General features: G+C 70.8%; 19 protein-coding genes and 1 pseudogene. 4 read left to right on the forward strand and 16 right to left on the reverse strand.

The window, feature by feature from the left end:
- From ACYQ0U_RS21565 to ACYQ0U_RS21605, 8 genes and pseudogenes are all read right to left on the reverse strand, one after another.
- Positions 1 to 383, reverse strand: a pseudogene (locus tag ACYQ0U_RS21565) (cation-transporting P-type ATPase); the annotation flags it as partial.
- Between the two features lie 169 nt (positions 384 to 552).
- The gene (locus ACYQ0U_RS21575) at positions 553 to 1,317 is read right to left on the reverse strand and encodes an HAD-IC family P-type ATPase (protein WP_459975950.1); all 765 of its coding nucleotides are present in this window, start codon (positions 1,315 to 1,317) and stop codon (positions 553 to 555) included.
- Positions 1,241 to 1,696 carry a cation-transporting P-type ATPase gene (locus ACYQ0U_RS21580; protein ID WP_459975951.1) on the reverse strand — a complete coding sequence of 152 codons (456 nt, stop codon included), beginning with the start codon at positions 1,694 to 1,696 and terminating at the stop codon, positions 1,241 to 1,243. Before ACYQ0U_RS21580 ends, ACYQ0U_RS21575 begins: the two co-directional genes overlap by 77 nt.
- Positions 1,693 to 2,178, reverse strand: a complete 486-nt coding sequence (locus ACYQ0U_RS21585; protein WP_459975952.1) for a universal stress protein — start codon at positions 2,176 to 2,178, stop codon at positions 1,693 to 1,695. Before ACYQ0U_RS21585 ends, ACYQ0U_RS21580 begins: the two co-directional genes overlap by 4 nt.
- Positions 2,179 to 2,299: 121 nt before the next feature.
- Positions 2,300 to 3,250 (reverse strand): alpha/beta fold hydrolase, encoded by a 951-nt coding sequence (locus ACYQ0U_RS21590; RefSeq protein WP_459975953.1) that lies wholly within the window; start codon positions 3,248 to 3,250, stop codon positions 2,300 to 2,302.
- Positions 3,251 to 3,959: 709 nt separating this feature from the next.
- Positions 3,960 to 4,754, reverse strand: a complete 795-nt coding sequence (locus ACYQ0U_RS21595) for an ABC transporter permease (RefSeq protein ID WP_459975954.1) — start codon at positions 4,752 to 4,754, stop codon at positions 3,960 to 3,962.
- Positions 4,751 to 5,647: an ABC transporter ATP-binding protein gene (locus ACYQ0U_RS21600; protein ID WP_459975955.1), complete on the reverse strand. Its 897-nt coding sequence runs from the start codon at positions 5,645 to 5,647 to the stop codon at positions 4,751 to 4,753. Before ACYQ0U_RS21600 ends, ACYQ0U_RS21595 begins: the two co-directional genes overlap by 4 nt.
- Before the next feature lie 424 nt (positions 5,648 to 6,071).
- Complete coding sequence (locus ACYQ0U_RS21605) at positions 6,072 to 6,794, reverse strand: DUF305 domain-containing protein (protein ID WP_459975956.1); 723 nt, start codon at positions 6,792 to 6,794, stop codon at positions 6,072 to 6,074.
- A gap of 515 nt (positions 6,795 to 7,309) precedes the next feature.
- Between ACYQ0U_RS21605 and ACYQ0U_RS21610 the strand changes: the two genes are divergently transcribed.
- Positions 7,310 to 7,612 (forward strand): DUF6326 family protein, encoded by a 303-nt coding sequence (locus ACYQ0U_RS21610; protein WP_459975957.1) that lies wholly within the window; start codon positions 7,310 to 7,312, stop codon positions 7,610 to 7,612.
- A gap of 2 nt (positions 7,613 to 7,614) precedes the next feature.
- The gene (locus ACYQ0U_RS21615) at positions 7,615 to 8,301 is read left to right on the forward strand and encodes a DUF4386 domain-containing protein (protein WP_459975958.1); all 687 of its coding nucleotides are present in this window, start codon (positions 7,615 to 7,617) and stop codon (positions 8,299 to 8,301) included.
- Positions 8,302 to 8,318: 17 nt separating this feature from the next.
- Here ACYQ0U_RS21615 and ACYQ0U_RS21620 read toward each other — a convergent pair whose 3' ends face one another.
- Genes ACYQ0U_RS21620 through ACYQ0U_RS21630 form a run of 3 tightly spaced genes read right to left on the reverse strand, consistent with a single transcriptional unit; the run spans position 8,319 to position 10,605 of the window.
- Positions 8,319 to 8,555, reverse strand: coding sequence for a biotin/lipoyl-containing protein (locus tag ACYQ0U_RS21620; RefSeq protein WP_459975959.1), 237 nt, complete (start codon positions 8,553 to 8,555; stop codon positions 8,319 to 8,321).
- Entirely contained in the window at positions 8,552 to 9,583 is a 1,032-nt protein-coding gene (locus ACYQ0U_RS21625) for an alpha-ketoacid dehydrogenase subunit beta (protein ID WP_459975960.1), read from the reverse strand. Before ACYQ0U_RS21625 ends, ACYQ0U_RS21620 begins: the two co-directional genes overlap by 4 nt.
- An 11-nt stretch (positions 9,584 to 9,594) precedes the next feature.
- Positions 9,595 to 10,605 carry a thiamine pyrophosphate-dependent dehydrogenase E1 component subunit alpha gene (locus ACYQ0U_RS21630; protein ID WP_459975961.1) on the reverse strand — a complete coding sequence of 337 codons (1,011 nt, stop codon included), beginning with the start codon at positions 10,603 to 10,605 and terminating at the stop codon, positions 9,595 to 9,597.
- A gap of 254 nt (positions 10,606 to 10,859) precedes the next feature.
- Here ACYQ0U_RS21630 and ACYQ0U_RS21635 point away from each other — a divergent pair, with 254 nt between their 5' ends.
- The gene (locus tag ACYQ0U_RS21635; protein WP_459975962.1) at positions 10,860 to 11,498 is read left to right on the forward strand and encodes a response regulator; all 639 of its coding nucleotides are present in this window, start codon (positions 10,860 to 10,862) and stop codon (positions 11,496 to 11,498) included.
- Here ACYQ0U_RS21635 and ACYQ0U_RS21640 read toward each other — a convergent pair.
- Genes ACYQ0U_RS21640 through ACYQ0U_RS21650 form a run of 3 tightly spaced genes read right to left on the reverse strand, consistent with a single transcriptional unit; the run spans position 11,495 to position 14,213 of the window.
- Complete coding sequence (locus tag ACYQ0U_RS21640) at positions 11,495 to 13,069, reverse strand: GAF domain-containing sensor histidine kinase (protein WP_459975963.1); 1,575 nt, start codon at positions 13,067 to 13,069, stop codon at positions 11,495 to 11,497. The genes ACYQ0U_RS21635 and ACYQ0U_RS21640 overlap by 4 nt on opposite strands.
- Positions 13,070 to 13,080: 11 nt before the next feature.
- Complete coding sequence (locus tag ACYQ0U_RS21645) at positions 13,081 to 13,608, reverse strand: pyridoxamine 5'-phosphate oxidase family protein (RefSeq protein WP_459975964.1); 528 nt, start codon at positions 13,606 to 13,608, stop codon at positions 13,081 to 13,083.
- Positions 13,609 to 13,652: 44 nt separating this feature from the next.
- On the reverse strand, positions 13,653 to 14,213 hold the full coding sequence (locus ACYQ0U_RS21650) for a hypothetical protein (RefSeq protein WP_459975965.1): 561 nt from the start codon (positions 14,211 to 14,213) through the stop codon (positions 13,653 to 13,655).
- A 246-nt stretch (positions 14,214 to 14,459) separates the two neighbouring features.
- Between ACYQ0U_RS21650 and ACYQ0U_RS21655 the strand changes: the two genes are divergently transcribed.
- Complete coding sequence (locus tag ACYQ0U_RS21655; RefSeq protein ID WP_459975966.1) at positions 14,460 to 14,930, forward strand: DUF2231 domain-containing protein; 471 nt, start codon at positions 14,460 to 14,462, stop codon at positions 14,928 to 14,930.
- 369 nt (positions 14,931 to 15,299) lie between these two features.
- Here ACYQ0U_RS21655 and ACYQ0U_RS21660 read toward each other — a convergent pair whose 3' ends face one another.
- Positions 15,300 to 17,840, reverse strand: a complete 2,541-nt coding sequence (locus ACYQ0U_RS21660) for a cation-translocating P-type ATPase (RefSeq protein WP_459975967.1) — start codon at positions 17,838 to 17,840, stop codon at positions 15,300 to 15,302.
- Between the two features lie 22 nt (positions 17,841 to 17,862).
- Positions 17,863 to 19,152 (reverse strand): NAD(P)/FAD-dependent oxidoreductase (locus tag ACYQ0U_RS21665; RefSeq protein ID WP_459975968.1); only part of this gene is annotated, 1,290 nt, incomplete at its 5' end.

The raw sequence follows: 19,152 nt of genomic DNA on the forward strand, positions 1-19,152 counted from the left end.
AGTGGCGACGTGGTCGCCGGTGATCATCTTGACCGCGATGCCGGCTCGCCGGCACAGGGTGACCGCCTCGACCGCCTCGGGACGCGGTGGGTCGGCGATGCCGGCGAACCCGAGGAACACCAGGCCGTCAGCCGTCTGCGCCACGGTTGCGGTCGTCCACTCACCGGGCACCGTGACCGCGGTCGTCTCAGCGGCGGCGAGGACCCGCAGCCCGGCCGACGCCATCTCCTCGACCGCGGCAAGCAGCCGCGCCCGCAATCCCTCGTCGAGGCTCACCATGGTGCCCCGACGAGGGCGTGCCCGCAGCGGGACAGCAGCATGTCAGGGGCGCCCTTGGCGACCACGAGGACGACGCCGCCGACGCGGCGGTGCGCGGTGGCCATGTACTTGACCTCCGCGGAGAACGGCACTCCGCGACCCGCGGTGCGCAAGTCCGGAGGCCGGTGACGTCGAGCCCTCGTTCCGTCGCGGCAGCCAGCAGCGCGGTCTCCATCGGGTCACTGACCATGTCGTCGCCCGCGCCGGCGGCGTCGTTGCACAGCACGAACGCGGTCAGCAGTCGGTCGGTGTCGGCGGTGTGGTCGCCAGTGTGATCGTCGGCCTGGTCGAGCGCTGGGTGGCGGTGGCAAGCCGTCGGGCGGTCATCTGGTTGCGGGTCAGGGTGCCGGTCTTGTCAGTGCACACCACGGTGGCCGACCCGTGTGTCTCCACCGATGCCAGGCGGCGGACGATGGCGCCGTGGGCGGCCATCCGGTGCACGCCGACGGCAAGGACCGAGGCGAGGAGGGCGGGCAGGCCCTCGGGGACGGCCGCGACCGCGAGCGCGATGCCACGCAGCGCGATGTCCGCGAGCGGCTCACCGCGCAGCGCCGCGGCGGCCGAGTACAGGACGACCGCGACCACGCCAATGAGTGCGATCCGGCGACCGGCCACGTCGAGCTGGGTCTGAAGAGGGGTGCGCGGCGTCGTGGTGGTGGCCAGCATTCCGGCGATCTGGCCGACCTCGGTCCGCATCCCGGTCTCGGTGACCAGCAGGTCGGCGCGGCCGCGGACCACCACGGTGCCCGCGTGGAGCTGGTTGACCCGGTCCGCGAGCGGCACTTCACCGGGCAGCGTCTCCGTCGTCTTCGTGACAGGTTCGGACTCCCCGGTCAGCGACGACTGGTCGACCGCGACATCGTGCGCGGCGAGCAGCCGCCCGTCGGCCGGTACCCGGCTGCCCGCGTCCAGGACGACAACGTCACCGGGCACCAGGTCCGCCGACGGCACCGTGACCAGGGTGTGGTCGCGGCGGACGGTGGTGAGGGGGACCAGCATCCGCCTGAGCGCGGCAGGCTACGAGTCGCCTTGCGTTCCTGAACGAACCCGATGGTGGCGTTGAGCAGCACGACCACGCCGATGATCGCAGCGTCCTTGACGTCGCCGACCACAGCGGCCAGTGCGGCGGCGGTAGCAGGATCAGGGAGAGGCCGCTGCGCAACTGGTCTCCGAACACCTTCCACGCCGGACGCGGCGGCTGCGCGACCAGCCGGTTCGGACCGTACTTCTCCCGGCGAGCGGCCAGCTCCACCTCTGTGAGACCGCGTACCGGGTCTACGCCCAGCTCCGCTGCGACCACGTCAGGAGCGAGTGCATGGGGGCCGACACGCGAGGGAACCGTCAGGTGCAGATCCCGGACAGCTGTCGTGGCGGTCATCGCCGTACCTCGACCTGGTGATCGGCGATTCGACCAGCGTGGGGCCGGTCCGGGTGCCGGTCGTGGGGCAGTTGTACGTGGTGCATGGCATGCGAGACGTCGCGAGTGATCCACACCAACAACGGGATCACCCAAGAGAGCAGGCCAAGCGCCGCGAGGACCTCGCCAGCGGAGATGGTCACCGCCATGGCCACAGCAGGCGTCGCGACAAGCAGGCCAGCTACCTCCGCCTCCATGACGGTGACCGGACCGGTGTGCTCGACGACGGAGGCAGACACCGATCGCAACAGCAGCGCCGTGAGCGGGTTGCGGTGGTGCGCGCCTACCACGACGAGCTGCGCCGACTGCGAAGCATCGATGAGTGCCGCCGCTGGGTCGGTGGAGCGGTGCACGTCGCGGTGCTCCACGTCCGGGTCCAGGGCTTTCTCACTACGGCTGAACCGCACCTGCACGGTCTCCCCGTTCACGATGACCGACGGCATGCTCCCTCCCTCTGGCTATTGCGGCTGGACTAGGTACTGCACGAGAGGGTCCCCGCACGACTCACCGGACCGATCTGGCCAACGTGATCACACGGCTTTTGCACACTGACAGGCCCTGAGGTCAGGCAAGCAATCCATGCTCTGCTGGTTCACGAGTGGTCACGCCGGGCATGGGGCTGCCAGCGGTATGTAGCAGCGGCAGCAGCATGTCGAGGGTGGCGGCGAGGTCCTCGATGAAGACGAGGTGCCGATCGCTGTCGATCACCACGAGTTCCTTGGACGGCGCCGCGATGCGTTCGTAGACCTGGCGGGTGTAGTCGAGGGAGAACAGCGGGTCACCGGAGGCGGCGAGAACGGTGACCGGGCACTGTGCCGGGCCGGGCAGGTCCGCGGCGAGCATCCCCGCGAGCAGCGACAGCGGGTAGCGGCGGAGCCCGAGCGGGTCGGTGTAGAACAGTTCGGCTATCTCGGGGTCGCGGGCCACCCGCTCCATGTCGAGGTAGAGGTCGAACGGCACCGGCAACGCTGGCGCCACCTTGCCTAGGACGGCCATCAGGCGGCGTAACTGCGGGTACGCCGGGGCGAGCCACGTGGGCGCCCGGGTCACCCCCAGGCTCGAGGGCAATGCTGGATCCAAGACGTTGTGAGCGAACACCCGCGCGACGCCTAACGCGCGGGTCGCCACGGCGAGCGCGAGCACCCCGCCCTGGGACGAGCCCAGCACAGACACCGGCGCGGACGGGTGTTCCTTCCTCGTCCAGGCGACGGCGTCGAGGGCGTTGACCACGAGCGTCTCGAACGTCAAGCGCCCCCTGCCGCGGGGGCTCTTGCCGTGGGCTGCCGGGTGCAGGCCGACTACGGTGAGGTTGGACCTGTTGAGGGCGTCGAGGAACTCCTCGTAGAACAAGGGGTGGGTCATGGTTCCCGGGACGAACACAACGGCCGGCGCGTCGGACTGTCGCGCATCCCACACCGACAGCACCACGGTCCGGCCCGCCGACTCGATGAGCACTTCCCGGTACGCCTGGGGCCGCTGCACCTGATTCAAGATCCGCTGCTCGGGGGTACGCATCCTCGATCAACAACTCCTCTCGCGCCATCTGACTCAACCAGGCCTTTCCACCCTGAACCCACTGCTGCACCGATGACTAGGGCCCAACGTCACAACGGCTCGCCACGTGGGGTCTCGAAGGGGTGTCCGGGTTGGGACCTGTTGGCCGAGGCGCCTGGGGCTTCTGGCTCTTACCCGTGGCGGCCCGTCGATGTGACCGTGGGCCGGCTAGGAGTCTTGTCAGGTCTCCTCGCTCTGATGTTTGAGTACTCCACGAACCACCCTCGGCTAGGCACAGCCGGCATGCTCCGTGCCATCAGGGATGGCTATCCGATGCCGGGCACATGGCACTTCGGTCTGGCGCGATGCACGGAAGAGCTCAGCCCGTCCGGCTGCACGAAGTGCGGCGGGGTACGCGCGGGGCAAGCGTGGGATCACCAAGGTCCAGGTAGCCCACGAGCCTGGGTTGCCTGGCCGTCTCATTGCGAATGGCCACGAAGTGTTCTTGCACGCCAGCGGTGAGCCTCGCACCGCACCCGCGCAACCGATGCAACCGCACGAGTTGCACCGTCGGGGTAACTCGGGGGCACTTGCCCCGGCTGAACTCGGGCAGCCGAGGGCAAGGCTCCAAGACGTGCGCGGCGTCCGGGAGACCGGGTCACATGGCACTGGTGGCGACCTCCCCGGTGGCACCGCCACCACGACTGACTTGCTTCCTTGTCCGGCGCCTTCAGACATGCCTGACGTCCCGGCGGGCGAAGACCGGCGCCGCGACCGCCCACGCCAGGGCAGCACCGACGACAAGCCACGGCATGCCGGCCGGAACCTCGTGGGCGACCGGACCGGACGAGAGCGCCTGGTGGAAGGGCGACCAGGCCGACCAGGGCGAGAGCTCGTCGACGAGCATCCCGGCGACGTAGAGGACGTAGGCGCCGAGCGCCGCGACTCCGCCCACCGCCAGCGCCACCGCACGCCGCCCGGTCATAGCCCCCACCGCCAGGGCAAGGATCGCGAACTCGAGGCCGAGCAGCGTGACGGCGAGAGATCCGATGAACGAGTCGACGACCGGCACGTGCAGCCCGAACAACCACGATGCGGCGAGGGTGCCTAGGACGCACGCCGCACCGAGAAGCAGGATGCCCGCGGTGAGCCCGAGCGCCTTCTCGAACAGCACCCGCGTGGTGGAAGCTGGGGTCACCAGGATCAGCTCCAACGTGCCGGTCTCCTCCTCGCCGGCGACCAGCCTCGCGCCCCGGGACACGCCGAACACGATGAAGAGCGCCGGCAGCACCAGGGTGAAGAGCTCGGCGTTCAGAAAGCCCATCCCAGTCGACATGCTGTCGAGGTCGAACAGTTCCTTCACCGCCTCGGGGTAGGACGCGAGCAGCTTTTCGAGGTCTGGCATGTCCCTCACCGAGGGCCACAGGGCCGCCTCGAGCAGCAGCAGGATCACCACCCCGCACGACCAGCCGGCCAGCCCGCGCCACAGGTCTCGGACCGTCTTGGCGAAAATCGGAAGGCTCATGCGCCCTCCTGGTAGTAACCGAGAAAGATCTCCTCGAGGTCCGCTTCATGTGTGACGATCCGCTCGACCCGGAACGGCGCGGCGACCTCCAGCAGCGCGGCGGTGGACCCCTCCACAGTCGCGCGCGCCGTTGCGCCGTCGACCGTCAGGTCGCGGACGCCCGACGCCGAACGCAATCGGTCGGCGGGGACGGGTCCGCCGAAGGTGAGGTCCAGCCGGTGCCGGGCCCGGGCCTTGAGGTCCCGGACGGAGGCCTGGACCACCAGCCGGCCTGCCCGCAGGAAGGCCACGGTGTCGGCTACCGCCTCCACCTCCGACAACACGTGCGACGACAAGAAGGCGGTTCTTCCCTCGTTTCGCAGCTCGCGAAGCAACTCGAGGAACTCGCGCTGGACGATCGGATCGAGCCCGCTGGTCGGCTCGTCGAGGATCACCACCTCGGGCCGGTGGGCGAGGGCTTGGACGAGGCCGATCTTCTGCCGGTTGCCGTGCGACATCGACCCGATCCGCCCGTCCAGGGCCAGATCCAGCCGCTCGGCCAGCGACACGACGAGAGCCGGGTCGCTCCCCGGCCGGAGCCTGCCGAGGAACCGGAGGTACTGGGCCGCGGTGAGGTCCGGGTAGGGGACGAAGTCGCCGGGCAGATACCCGATGCCGGCCTGGACCCGGTCCCGCTGCCGCACCGGGTCCAGGCCGAGCACCTCCGCGCGACCCGAGGTCGGGCGGATCAGTCCGGCCAGGAGCCGGATGGTCGTGGTCTTGCCCGCGCCATTGGGGCCGAGGTAGCCGAACACCTGCCCGGGGGCCACCTCGAGGCCCACTCCGACGAGCGCGGCCCGCTGCCCGTAGGACTTCGACAACCGTTCGGTCAGGATCGCCGGCTCTCCGTTCACCCCGTCCTCCTTACGACGGGGGACGGCGAGCGACGCCGCAGGGGCGCAGTGGCGCAGACGGTGGCGTCGGCCCGGGCCGGGATGGAGCCCGCACCGTCCGTCGCCACCATCGGCCAGCTGACGCCCCACGGGACCCCCTGCGACGGGTCGCCGTCGAGATCGAGGCCTGACTCGACGCGGCCGGGGTAGACGCACATGCCCATGGGCACCCTCTCGCTGTCTCTGTCCAACCAGCGTCGGCCGGGCGGCCCCTGCCGCCTAGGGGCCAAGGTCCCCCGCGCCTTCGTCATGACGCCCCTGCCGGGTGGACCTAACGGCGACTGCCCATACTCGCCGGGAAGGGTGCGCCGTCCTGTTCGGCGACCAGGTCGAGATGGTGGCGATCCCAAACAGCTGGATCGGCCGTCACCGGGACCGTTTCGCACTAAACCCGCAGGCAGCAGGACCACCCACCCGACACCAGCGAACGAGGGACGGCTACTGGCGGATCAGTGCCTGGGCCCCGAGCCCTGCCGGGGCCTACGCCGCAGCCCGTGCCGCCACGCCAGTCGACGTCGAACCATTGGCCGAGCCACTGGTGCATCTGCAAGATCTCGGCGTGCTGCTCGTCCCGGATGGACCTGGCCAGGTCGGCGACCTCGTCGTGCTCGGCTCCCCGCCACAGGAGGTTCTGCGACAGCATCACTGCGGCCATGTGGTGACCGATCATGTCCTGGAGGAACGCCAGGTCGAGCGCGTCGCCGGACAACCGGGACAAGTCGCCGATCGTCGGCTCGTAGTCATCGTCAACCGTCTGGTCCGGGTACCACTCCTGCAGCCAGTCCTGCATCGTGCGGATCTGCGCGGACTGGGTGCTGATGATCGACTCGCCAAGCAGGCGCATCTGACTGCGGTGGGACCGGGTCAGGTTCTCGGCAGCGGCAACCGCCTCGCGGTGGTGGGCGATCGTCGCGGCCAGGTACTCGGACTCGCTGGCCACGCCGGCCCAGCCCATCGATCCCATCATCGAGCGCCACGAGCCGTCCCACCAGCTAGGGGCGCTCCCGGAGCCCATGGCCATCATTCCCATCCCCACCCCCCGGGGGTCGCCGTCGCCCTCCCGCACTGCCCGGGCGACGGCGCCGACCGCAGTGGCGGTCGCGACCAACGCGATCACGATGAGGGCCACGACAAGGCCTGATTGACGTCTCATGACGGCTCCTGACTCTCGGGGCGCCGCTTGTCCCTTTCACGGTCATGCCGCTCCGGCAGGGAGGGAAGGGCCGGCCTGCCCGCGCCTCGAGGCCAGAGGTCCCTGCGCAGGCCCCGGCTCGCAGAGGTGGCAGCGAAGCGCTCCTGGCGGCCACGGCCGCGGCCGAACTGACGAACCACGTCGCGAAGGTCCCCTCGGTTCGTTGTGTCGGATAGAGCGGTCAGCACGCCGCCGGGTCCTCCTACGGGGCGGGGCCGGGCTGTGCCACATGGTCACCGACGGCAGGACGTTTGTCCCTGACACTCCCCGCACCGGGCTGGTTGTCTGGCGGCACCGACTGAAGAGGAGGCTGTCATGACGACCGCGACTCGTCCGATCCTCGAAACCACCCGCCGTGACGTACGCACCGTGCTGCAGGCGGTGTGGATCTTCGTGACGCTGAACTACCTCTACTGCGCGTCCTCACGCTGATGCACCGCGACGAGCTGCAGGGCTTCCTCGCGGGCGAGGTCGGCGGGACGCGGATCACCGAGGGATTCCTGCTCGGCGCGGGCGTCCTCATGGAGATCCCCATCAGCATGGTCCTGCTCTCACGCGTGCTGCGGCACCCCGCGGCGCGCACCGCCAACCTGACCGCCGGGACCATCATGACGGCGGTCCAGGTCGCGACGCTCGGCTTCGACCCCGCGCCGTTCTACCTCTTCTTCTCGGCGGTCGAGATCTCGGCCACCGTGTTCGTGGTGGTCTACGCCTGGCGCTGGCGGGAGGACTGACCATGGAGTCGCGAGTCAGCGTTGCCCGCACCACGGGGCTCCTCTACATGGGAGTCGCGATCACCGGGGTACTCTCGCAGGTCCTCCGCGCCTACCTGTTTGACCCCGGCGACGCCGGCGCGACGCTGGACAACCTGGCGCGGCACGAGGGCATCGCCCGCGTCGCGATAGCGCTCGGCCTCGTAGTGACCCAGGCCCTCACCGGACTCTGGTTCTACCGACTCTTCGCGTCCGTCGATCGCCTTGCCGCCGGAGCCCTCGCGGCGTTCAGCTTCGTCAACGCGATCGTCATCCTGGTCAGTGCCGCGTCGGTCGCCACGGCGCTCCAGGTCACCCTCGACAGCTCGGTCACCTCGGAGAACACCGTGCAGTTCATGTACCTCCTCAGTGACCAGCTCTGGATCGTCGGTGAGCTGTTCTTCGGACTGTGGCTGGTGCCGATAGGACTGCTCGTGCTCCGTTCGGGCTGGATGCCCGCAGCGCTGGGCTGGACCCTCGCCGGCGGCGGCATCGGCTATCTCCTCAGCCCGTTCATCACCTACCTCGTCGACGCCGGGGCCATTGCGGCGATCCTCGTCGTACCCGCGACCGTGGGCGAGTGCTGGATGATCGGCTACCTCCTCGTGCGGGGCGTCCGCACGGCCGTGACAGCAGCCGGACCCGAAGAGCGGGACGTGGCCGTCCGGTGACACCGAGTGGTGTGCGCTTAGTCGATCCGAGCGATCGGCGCTCCTTGCCGGACGACCTCGTCCTCGGCGACGAGGAGGTGCACGACGCCGCCGACCGGCGCCGGCACCTCCGCCGCGACCTTGTCGACCTGCACCTCAGCGAGGAGCTGGTCGACCACGACCGTGGAGCCCTCGCCGACGAACCACGTCGCGAGGACTCCTTCGGCGTCCGACGTCTCCTTCGACAGTGCCGGGAAGTGGACGACAGAGCTCATCGAGCGGTCACCGCGCGAATGGCCTTCTCGATCCGGTCGTGTCGCGGGAGGACGGCGTACTCGAGATCGTGGGCGTACGGGATCGGCACGTCCGGCACCGCGACCCGCTGGGCCGGCATCGCGAGCAGCCCCGGGTCGACGCCGGCGACCGTGGCCACCACCTCGCCGGAGACGCCGTAGGACAGGTAGTCCTCGTCGACGACCACCAGCCGCCCGGTCTTGCCGACCGAGGTGAGGATCGCCTCGCGGTCGAGCGGCACCAGGCTGCGCAGGTCGATCACCTCGACGTCGATGCCTTGCGGTGCCAGCTTCTCCGCCACGTCGAGGGCGTGGTGGACCGACAGCGACAAGGTGACGAGGGTGACGTCGCTGCCCTCGCGGGCGACGCGCGCCTTGCCGATCGGGACGACGTGGTCCCCGTCCGGCACCTCGTCGAGCGCGCGCGGGTTCTTCGCCATCCACGGCAGGCCCATCACGCCCTTGTGGAAGACGTACACCACCGGGTTGTCGTCGCGGATCGCCGCCGTCATCAGACCCTTCGCATCGGCCGGAGAGCTGGGCACCACGACCTTCATCCCGGGCAGATGGGCGAACGTGCCCCACAGGCACTGCGAGTGCTGCGCGCCGTCGGAGTACCCGCCGCCGGCCGCCATCGTCAGCACCATCGGCACCCGCAGGTTGCCACCGGACTCGAAGTGGATCTTCGCCATGTGATTGTAGATCTGGTCCAGGCACACGCCCATGAAGTCGCTGAACATCAACTCAACGATGGGGCGCATCCCCTCCACCGCGGCGCCGATGCCCAGGCCGATGAACGCGGTCTCGGAGATCGGGGTGTCGATCACCCGCTGCGGGCCGAACTTCTCCAGCAGCCCCGAGGTCGAGCCGAAGATGCCGCCGTACGCGCCCACGTCCTCTCCCATGTAGAACACAGAGGGGTCGCGCTCCATCTCCTGGTCGATCGCCTCGACCATAGCCTTCGACGTCGTCAGTCGCCGGGTTGCCTGTGGCGCTTCCATGATGGTCATCGTGGGCTCCTTCAGGCGAACACGAGGTCGGTAGCGGACGAGGGGTCGGGCGTGGCGCTGCCCTTGGCGAAGGCCACGGCATCCTCGACCCGTGCGGTCGCCCGGTCGCGGATCGCGGCGACCAGGGCGTCGTCGAGGACACCGGCGTCACGCAGCTCCTGTTCGTAACGCGGGATCGGGTCGTGGCCGGCCACGTCTGCGAGCTCCGGGCGGTACCCCTGAGCGTCGCCCTCGAAGTGGCCCCACATTCTCAGGGTGCGGACCTCGACCAGCGACGGCCCCGCACCCGCACGGGCACGGGCCACGGCCTCGCCGCCGACGGCGTACACGGCGTCCACATCGTTGTCCTCGACCCGGTAGCCGGGGATGCCGTATGCCGCTGCACGGTCGGCGTTCGAGGCGACGGCGGTCGATGCGCTGCGTGGCACCGAGATGGCCCAGTCGTTGTCCTCGACGACGAACACGACGGGGAGCCTCCACAACGCGGCGAGGTTCAGCGACTCATGGAAGGCACCCTGGTTGGCGGCACCTTCGCCGGTGACGGCGACCGCGATCCGATCCGTGCCCCGGCGCTGGAAGGCGAACGCCTGACCGAGCGCAGGCGGAAAGCCTTCGGCGATGATGCCGGAGCACGAGAAGTGCGTAGCCGGGTCGAACAGGTGCATGTGCCCGCCACGACCCCGGCCCAGGCCGGTCTCGCGGCCGAAGATCTCCGCGGTCATCGACCGGAGGTCGATCCCGTGGGCGATCGCCAGGTGATGGGGCCGGTGCGTGGCCGTCACCGCGTCGTCCGTGGTGAGGTGCGCACAGATCCCGGCCGCCACTGGCTCCTGGCCCGCGGAGAGGTGCATCTCCCCCGGGACCAGCCCCTTGCCGATGTCGAATCCGGGACCCTTGTCGGCGTGGTACTCCCGCAGGATCGCCTCTTCGTAGGTGCGGCAGAGCACCATGGTCTCGAAGAGCTGGCAACGTACGGCGGGCTCCGGCCTCGACTGCTCGCCCGCCAGCGGCGCCGTTGGCACCACAGCTGTGAGGAATTGTGACGTCTCGGTCATCATTCCAACCTCCAATGAGCAGGACTGCTCGGAGGCTATGCCCGGGCTGCCGGTTGTACCAGAGTCTGAAGTCCCGGTCGTCGTGCCGAGAGGCATGCAGCACGATCGCCGGCTCCACCCGCGACCGCCGGTGCGTCGAGACTCCGGCTCGAACGGGGCGGCACCACGCGCGGGACTTTCGTCCCTCGGCAACCGGCGGGACCGTTGGTAGGAATGGACCCATGGCCTCCAAGATCCGCGTCTACCTGCTCGACGACCACGAGGTGGTCCGCCAAGGCCTCCGCGCGCTGTTGGAGAGCAGCAGCGACATCGAGGTCGTGGGCGAAGCCGGCACGGCGACCGACGCGGCCAGCCGGATCCCGGCGCTGCGCCCGGACGTGGCGGTACTGGACGCGCGCCTGCCCGACGGCTCCGGCATCGAGGTGTGCCGGACGGTCCGCGCGGTCGACCCGTCGATCAAGGGACTCGTCCTCACGTCGTACGACGATGACGAGGCGCTGTTCGCCGCGATCATGGCCGGCGCATCGGGCTACGTGCTGAAGGAGATCCGCGGCAACGACCTGGTCGAGGCGGTCCGCCAGGTGGCGGCCGGCAACTCGCTGATCGACCCGAGCCTGACCGCGCGTGTCCTGGAGCGCGTGCGGAACCCGCAGACCACCGCACCCGAGCTCGCGCAGCTGACCGAGCAGGAGCTCAAGCTGCTTGGCCTGATCGCCGAGGGCCTGACCAATCGGCAGATCGGGGAGCGGATGTTCCTCGCGGAGAAGACCGTGAAGAACTACGTCTCCAGCATCCTGGCCAAGCTCGGTCTGGAGCGGCGCACCCAGGCCGCCGTCCTGGCCAGCAAGCTCCTCGGCTAACGGATCGGCACCCGCCACACGAACGACGTGCCCCGCGGGCTGCGCGAGCCGATCCCGAGCGTCCCGCCCAGCGCCGACGCACGGCGGCGCGCGTTGCGTAGGCCGCTCTCGGCCACGTCGGGCGGGACGCCGACGCCGTCGTCGAGGACGGTCATCCGGAGCTCACGGTCGTCGACGGCCACGTGGACCTCGACGTGCTCGGCGGCGGCATGGCGGGCCACGTTGGACAGCGCCTCGCGCAGCACGGGCACCAGCTGCTCGCGCACCTCGCGCGAGACCACGGTGTCGACCGGACCCTCGGTGTGGACCGTCGGCGTGACCTCCAGCAGCGGCGCGTACTCCTCCACCAGCCGTCGCAGGTCGGCCCGCAGCGAGTCGCCATGGCCGTGGTGTTGGAGTTCGAAGATCGTGCTGCGGATGTCGCGGATCGTCACGTCGAGCGCCTCGACCGCCGCGTCGATGCGCTCTGCGACCTCGGGCACACGCACCATCGCGACCGCGCCCTGGAGCTGGAGGCCGGTCGCGAACAGCCGCTGGATGACCACGTCGTGCAGGTCACGGGCGATCCGCTCGCGGTCCGAGGTCACCGCGAGCTCGGAGCGCTCCTCGATCGCCTGGGCGCGGTCCAGCGCGAGCCCGGCCTGCTCGGCGAACGTCGCGAGCAGCGCGCCTTCGTCGTACGCCGCCGGCGCGGTGCCCGGCGGGTGCAGCACGACCAGCAGCGCGGAGCCGAGCAGGTGGGTGCGCATCGGTACGAGGGTGGCCGCGAAGCCACCCAGCGGCACGTCCACGGCGTCGGCGTCCGGGCGCGGCCACGGCCTCGTGTCAAGCTCGACGAGAGCCTCCTCGACCGCGTGCTCTGCCCCGGCCTCGGCCGAGACCGTGTGGACCGCCGTACCGTCCTGGAGGTGCAGCACGGCGGTAGCCGACGCCCGGGTCATCGCACGTGCGGAGCGGGCGACCTCCGCCAGCCCGTCCTCGATCTCGAGTGGCGGCTGGAGAGCCTCCGCGAGCACGGCCGTGGCCTCCAGCCACTGCCGCCGCCGCTCGCTCAGCCCGTACGCCCGGGCGTTGTCGATGACGAAGCCGGCCGTGCTGGCCAGCGCCTCGACCAGGGCCTGGTCCTGCTCGGTGAACGCCGTCCCGCCGGACTTCTCGGTGAGGTAGAGGTTGCCGAACACCGTGCCGCGGATCCGCACCGGGACGCCGAGGAAGGTGCCCATCGGCGGGTGGTGGGGCGGGAAGCCGGCCGCCTGCGGGTGCTGCGTCAGGTCGTCGAGGCGGATCGGCTCCGGATGGTGGATCAACAGGCCGAGGATGCCGCGCCCGTGCGGGAGGTCGCCGATCGCGGTCCGCTCCTCGGCGCTGAGCCCGGTCGTCACGAACTCGACGAGGAAGTCCTCGTGGCCGAGCACGCCGAGGGCGCCGTACCTCGCGCCCGTCAGCTGGGTGGCCGCCTCGACGATCCGGGTCAGGACCGAGTTCAGGTCGAGGTCCGAGGAGATCGCGGTGACCGCCTCGAGCAGCGCTCGGGTGGAGTCGGGCAAGGCGCCGTCGCGGATGTCCGTCACGACCTCGATCCTCACACGGAGCGACGGACCGGCAGCATCGATTCGAGGTCCCAGGCTCCGCCGATCCGGCGACCGCTGAGCTCGGTCCAGCGCAGCCGCAGGTAGAGGGAGCGCACGCCGGCCGCCCAGGGGCGCGGCTCCCAGGTGCTGCGAATGTGGTCGAGCTGCTCGGACCTGGTGACGACCTCCGCGCGACCGCGGGCGACGACGCTCCACCCGCGGTGGCGCTCATGGTCGAACTGGTCCACCTCGAACGCGAGCATGCTGTCGCGGCCGTAGGCGCCCAAGATGCTGTAAGGCGACGTCCGGACGACGATCGCATCGTCGACGACCGAGTAGTTGACGGGCACGATGTGCGGCCCGTCCGGCGAGGACAGCGCGACCCGTCCACCGACGCCGGCGCGGAGCAGACGCTCACACTCCTCGGTGGTCAACTCGATGGACACGTGCATGTCTTCCAGGGTCCGGCCCCCGCCGGCGTCCGACGAGGGGGCGAAGGTCCCGAACCCGTGAGCCGTCCGGCGGAGCTCGAACGCCATCGTCACGCACCCTGCCCCCTCGCCGGCTCCGTTCCTCGGTCGAGCTACCGGTCCTGCGGCTCGCGCCAGCCGGCGCGTACCAGGGAGTTGTGGAAGCCGACCGGGTCGCGCTTCTCGATCTCGTCCAGCAGCTGCGCCCGCTCCTGCACGAGGACGAGTACGGCGACCGGGTCGGCGTGCCGCGAGGCCAGTTCGCGACCCGTACGACGCCACCGATGCTCGAGATTGCAGACTGGCAGCCTGGCCAGCTGCCGCGACGTTCGCGCCGGGTGGCACCACCGCCAGCGTGCGGCGAGCCACCCCACCAAAGGCGGGGCGGATGCAGCCAGGAACACCACGACAAGCAGCATCCACGCGCCCATCAGCAAAGGCAGCCCCAGCCAGAGGACGGTGCCGAACCCCGTCCAGGACGCTGCCCGGACCATGGCCGCGCGGCGTCTCCCCGAGCCCTCGACCCAGGTGAAGCCACCACATGCACCGAGCACCGCGAGGCTGGCCGGGACCACGAGCATGACGGACCAGCCGAGACCCGTGACGCCAGCGGCGAAGGCCGCCAGTGCGGCGCTCATGACCGCCGTCTGCCATAGGATTCGGTACGTCCTCATGCTTAGAGCGTCCTCCCGAACGGGCTGCTCCGGGAGGGCCGATGGACTCAGAGGCCTGGGACCTGCGGCCTCGGTTCGGGCGGCCGGCCGCCCGGCCCGCCAGGCTGGACACCACGGGTTCCGCGCTCCTGCTGGGGCGGACACACACGTCGCCGGGCCTGACCGAGTGCCGACCGGGTCGGGGTCCTGGGTGGAAGGTGACCAACGCCTCCACCGCACCCACCATGTTCCGGTCACAGTGCAAGGGTGTTCGACACCATCAACGGGCTGCCGGTGCACATCCTCGTGGTGCACGTGGTAGTCGTCCTGCTTCCCCTCGCCGTGCTCGGCGCGATCGCCATCGCCGCAAGGCCGGCCTGGAGGGTGACCTACGGGCCCCTCGTCGTCGGCGTCGCGGCGCTGTCGACCGCGCTCTGCCCGGTCGCCACGTCCAGCGGCGAAGAACTCGAAAGGCGAGTCGGCGACCCCGGTGAGCACGCCGAGCTCGGCGAGACCCTGGTGTGGTTCAGCGCGGTCTTGCTGGTCCTGGCCCTCGTCCTCGTGCTGCTCGAGCGCCGCCGGGCGCAGGACAAGCCGCCGGTCGGTCCCCCGATGCTGCGGCACGTGGTCGCTGTCGTACTCGTCATCACTGCCGTGGCGACCGGCGTGCAGGTCTACCGCGTCGGCGACTCCGGCGCAAGGTCGGTGTGGGGAGACCAGATCTCGAGCGACGGTTGAGCGCTCACACCAGCGACAGGAACACCTGCTCGACCTCTTCGTGCGACGCTCTGGGGCCGCTCTCGGCGACTCGGGTGACCACCGCGACTGACGACCTTGCTGAGACGCGCCTGACGCGGTGGCCCGTGCAACGCAAGACCTGCGGCCGAACCACGTGCGCCCCCCGGCCAGCACGCCGCGTCCGCGAAGGTCGCGATGCCAGCCCACGCTAGGCCCTGGACCAGCTCCGGGCCTGGGGTACGCCTCCCTAGGCAAGAAGTCCCCTACGTGGGCGTCATGCAGGGCCGCGGCAGGCGGCCGAACAGATGGGCGCCGGCCCTCACGCCGCGCACCGTCGTCAGGCGAAGGAGAAGGTAGTCAGTGACTTCTTCATCTGTCAGCCGGGCGACGGACCCCGTGGCCACGGTCCACACGGCTGCCTTTCTGCGGGACCCGGTTCCGTAGGGCAACGACCATGGCCGGCCCCGCCGCGAGCACGGCGATCGCTGCGACCTGGCCGAGGCTGACGGCGGCCGCGTCCAGCAGGTGGCGCAGGGGCGTCCAGGCGACCGCGGCGACCAACAGTGCGGCGGCCCCGCCCACCGCCACCTCCAAGCCCCGCGCCCGCCACCCGGCACCCGTTCGCGGGGCGCGCAGCGCCAGCGCCAGCCAGAGCTGGGCGAGGCCGAGGCAGAGGAAGACCGAGGTCTGGAGGCGGCCGCCGCCCCCGGCCGCGAGGCCGGCCGCGAGCGCGACCGCGGCGATCATTGCCGCCGTCAGTCCGATCTCACGCACCAAGCCGCCGACCACCGACCGCTCCGGGGACGGCGACGGTCGGCTCATGTCCGCAGGGTCCGAGGGCTCCCCCCCGAAGGCCACCCCGGGGACGCCGTGGGTCACCATGTTGATCCAGAGGATCTGGCCGGGCGTCAGCGGGAGCGGCATCCCGAGGAACGGCCCGAGCAGGAGGACGAGGACCTCCGCCAGCCCGCCGGCCAGCCCGAAACGGAGGAACCGCCGGACGTTGGTGTAGATCCGCCGCCCCTCCTCGACCGCCACGACCACCGTCCCGAGGTCGTCGTCGCTGAGCACCAGGTCGGCCGCCTGACGGGCGACCTCGGTCCCCCGGTTGCCCATCGCTACACCGATGTCCGCATTGCGCAGCGCGGGCGCGTCGTTGACGCCGTCCCCGGTCATCGCCACCACGGCGCCGAGCCGCTGCCAGGTGTCCACGATGTCGACCTTGTCCTCCGGCCGCGTGCGCGCGAAGACGCCGACCTCCCGCACTGCCGCCGCGTCCGGTCCCCGCGCGACGTCCGCTCCGGTCGCCACCCGCGGCGCGCCGTCGGTGATCGTGAGCTCGTCGGCGACGGCGCGCGCCGTCGCCGGGTGGTCTCCGGTGATCATCACGGTCCGGATCCCGGCCTCCCGGCAGGCGACCACGACGTCGCGGGCCGCCGTGCGGGGCGGATCCTGAAGCGCGACGAGGCCGCGGAGGTCGAGACCCACCCGCTTGGGCACGTCCTCCTGCGGCCCCGAGTCCGTCACGGCGAGCACCCGGAACCCGCGGTCGGCCAGCCGGTCGGCCTCGCGCAGCGCCGACTCCGCGACCGCGGTGTCCGCGACGAGCGGGACCACCGTCTCGGGTGCGCCCTTGACCACGAGCAGGTTCCCGGCCGGCCCGTGGTGCAGGGTGGTCATCTGCTTGGTCACGCTGTCGAACGGCACCTCGTCGGTGCGTCGCCACGTGCCGGGCAGCTCCAGAGAACTCCGGTCGTGCTTGGCCGCGGCGACGAGGAGCGCCGCCTCCATCGGATCACCGACGACCTCCCACACCGGGCCGTCCGGGCCGTCGAGCCGGGCGTCGTTGCAGAGCACGACATCGCGGAGCAGGAGCCTGAGGTCCTCGTCCGCGTCCCCGTCGTCGTCCGCGCCGGCCGCGATGAGCTCGCCGTCGACGCCGTACCCCGTCCCGCCGAGCTCCCAGGCGCCGGACGGCGTCCAGATCTGGCGAACCGTCATGTGTCCCTCGGTGAGGGTTCCGGTCTTGTCCACGGCCAGCACCGTGACCGAGCCGAGCGTCTCGACGGCGGGCAGCCGCCGGACGAGCGCGTGCCGGCGGGCCATCCGGTAGGCGCCCAGGGCGAGCGCGACGGTGACGACCGCCGGCAGCGACTCGGGGATGGCGGCCACGGCGAGGCTCACGCCGAGCACCAGGGTGTCGGTCACCGGCTCGCCCCGGAGAACGCCGAGCAGGAAGACCACCCCGGCGAGCGCGATCGTGAGGACGACGAGCTGCCCGGACAGCCGCGAGAGCCGGAGCTGGAGGGGCGTCGCGCGGGTTCCCGCGGCCGCGACCGAGGCGGCGATCGATCCCAGAGCGCTCGCGGCTCCGGTGCGGGCGACGGTCCCGCGGGCGCGGCCGCGCGTGACGACAGTGCCGGCGAACAGCTCGTCGCCGGGCACGTGGCTCACCGGGACGGACTCCCCCGTCATCGTGGATTCGTCCACCTCGAGCGCCGCGGCGAGGCCGAGGCGCAGGTCGGCCGGGACGATGTCGCCGGCGTCCAGCTGCACCAGGTCGCCCGGGACGAGGTCGGCCGCGTCGACGCGCACCGGGTGCCCGTTGCGCAGCACGACCGCGTGTGGCGCGGCGAGCCGGTCGAGGGCCTCCAGGGCGTTCGCGGCACGGACCTCCTGGACCACGCCGATGGCGGTGTTCAGGCCGACGACGGCGAGGATGATCGCTGCGTCCGGCCGGTCGCCGACGGCGGCCACCACGACGCTGGCGCCGAGCAGCAGCAGGATCATCGGGTCCCGCAGTTGGTCCACGACCCGGCGCCAGGCGCGACGGCGCGGACCGCGCGGCGCCACGTTGGCGCCGTGCTCGCGCCGCAGCGCAGCGACTTCGGCGGTCGACAGTCCCTCCATCGCGCACAGCCCGGAGTCGCAGCTACGGCAGCTGGACGTAGCCGTTGCGCATCTTCCAGATGAAGTACTTCTCGAAGCCCAGCTTCATCCAGTGCGACTGCGGTCCGGGGATCAGCACCCCGTGCTTGCGCGGCGGCAGCATCTTGTCGGCGAGGATGACCACGCCGTTGTTGCCGGCGTCCATCACGCAGACGGCGGGAATGTCGCCGAACGCCTTCGCGTGGGTCGGCCGCCCACCACGCACCTGCTCGGCGATGTTCTCCGCCGCGACCGCAGCCTGAGCTTCGGTCGGGAAGCCGGTCTTCGGGATCCCGACGGGCACCGGGCTGGTCCAGGGGACGTCGACCGCGGCAGCCACGCCTACGGCGTACACGTCGTCGAACTTGTCGGTCTGGTAGCTGTCCCGGACCTGGACGAAGCCCTTCTCGTCGGCAAGGCCATCACTTCCGATGAGGAACTCCTGCCCCAGGAACGGCGGCACGACCATGTCGAAGGAGAACGGCAGCGCCTCGCCGTCGGCCAGGACGAGCGCGCCCTCCTCGACGTGGTCAATCGCCGTCCCGATCCGGGTCTCGATCCCCTGCTTCCTCAGGAACACCCCGAGCAGCTGCTCGCCGTGCGGCAACCCCCCGATGCCGAAGTGCCCGAGGAACGGCTCGGCCGTGACGTAGGTCAGCCGGACGTCCTTGCGCACACCGGCCCTGTTGAGCTGATGGGCGGTGTTGAACAGGAACTCGTAAGCGGCGCCGAAGCACCCGGCTCCCTGGGTCGCCGCGACGACGACGTCGCCGGGATCCTGGAGGAATGCCTGCCAGGCGGTGGCGGCCTCCTGGGCCTTCGACAGCGTGGTGATCGTGTGGGCGTGCTCGCGGAAGCCGACCACGACGTCCTCGTTGTTACGGTAGCCGGTCGCGATGACCAAGTAGTCGTAGCGGCGGATCCGGCCGTCGTCGGTGGTCACGGTGTGGGCCACCGGGTCGATCCCGGTCACCGTGGCGTGCACGAACTCGATGCCGTGCCCGTCAAGGGTCGGCTCGACCGGGAACGTGATGTCCTGCGCCCGCCGCTTGCCAAAGGGGAGCCAGATCAGGCTGGGCGTGAACAGGAACCGGTCACTGGAGGACACGACGGTCACGTCGACGTCCCCCACGAGGTCGTGCTTCACCTTCAGGGCTGCGGTCAGCCCACCGAAGTTGCCCCCGAGGACGAGGACCTTCTTGCGCATGGCGTGCTCCTTCTCGCGTTCTTCCCTCCGTCGTACGCCGTCCGCCGCCTGCCCGCGAGGGCCGATGGGCCCGAACCGACGAGCCCG

The organism is Nocardioides pyridinolyticus (assembly GCF_054653575.1).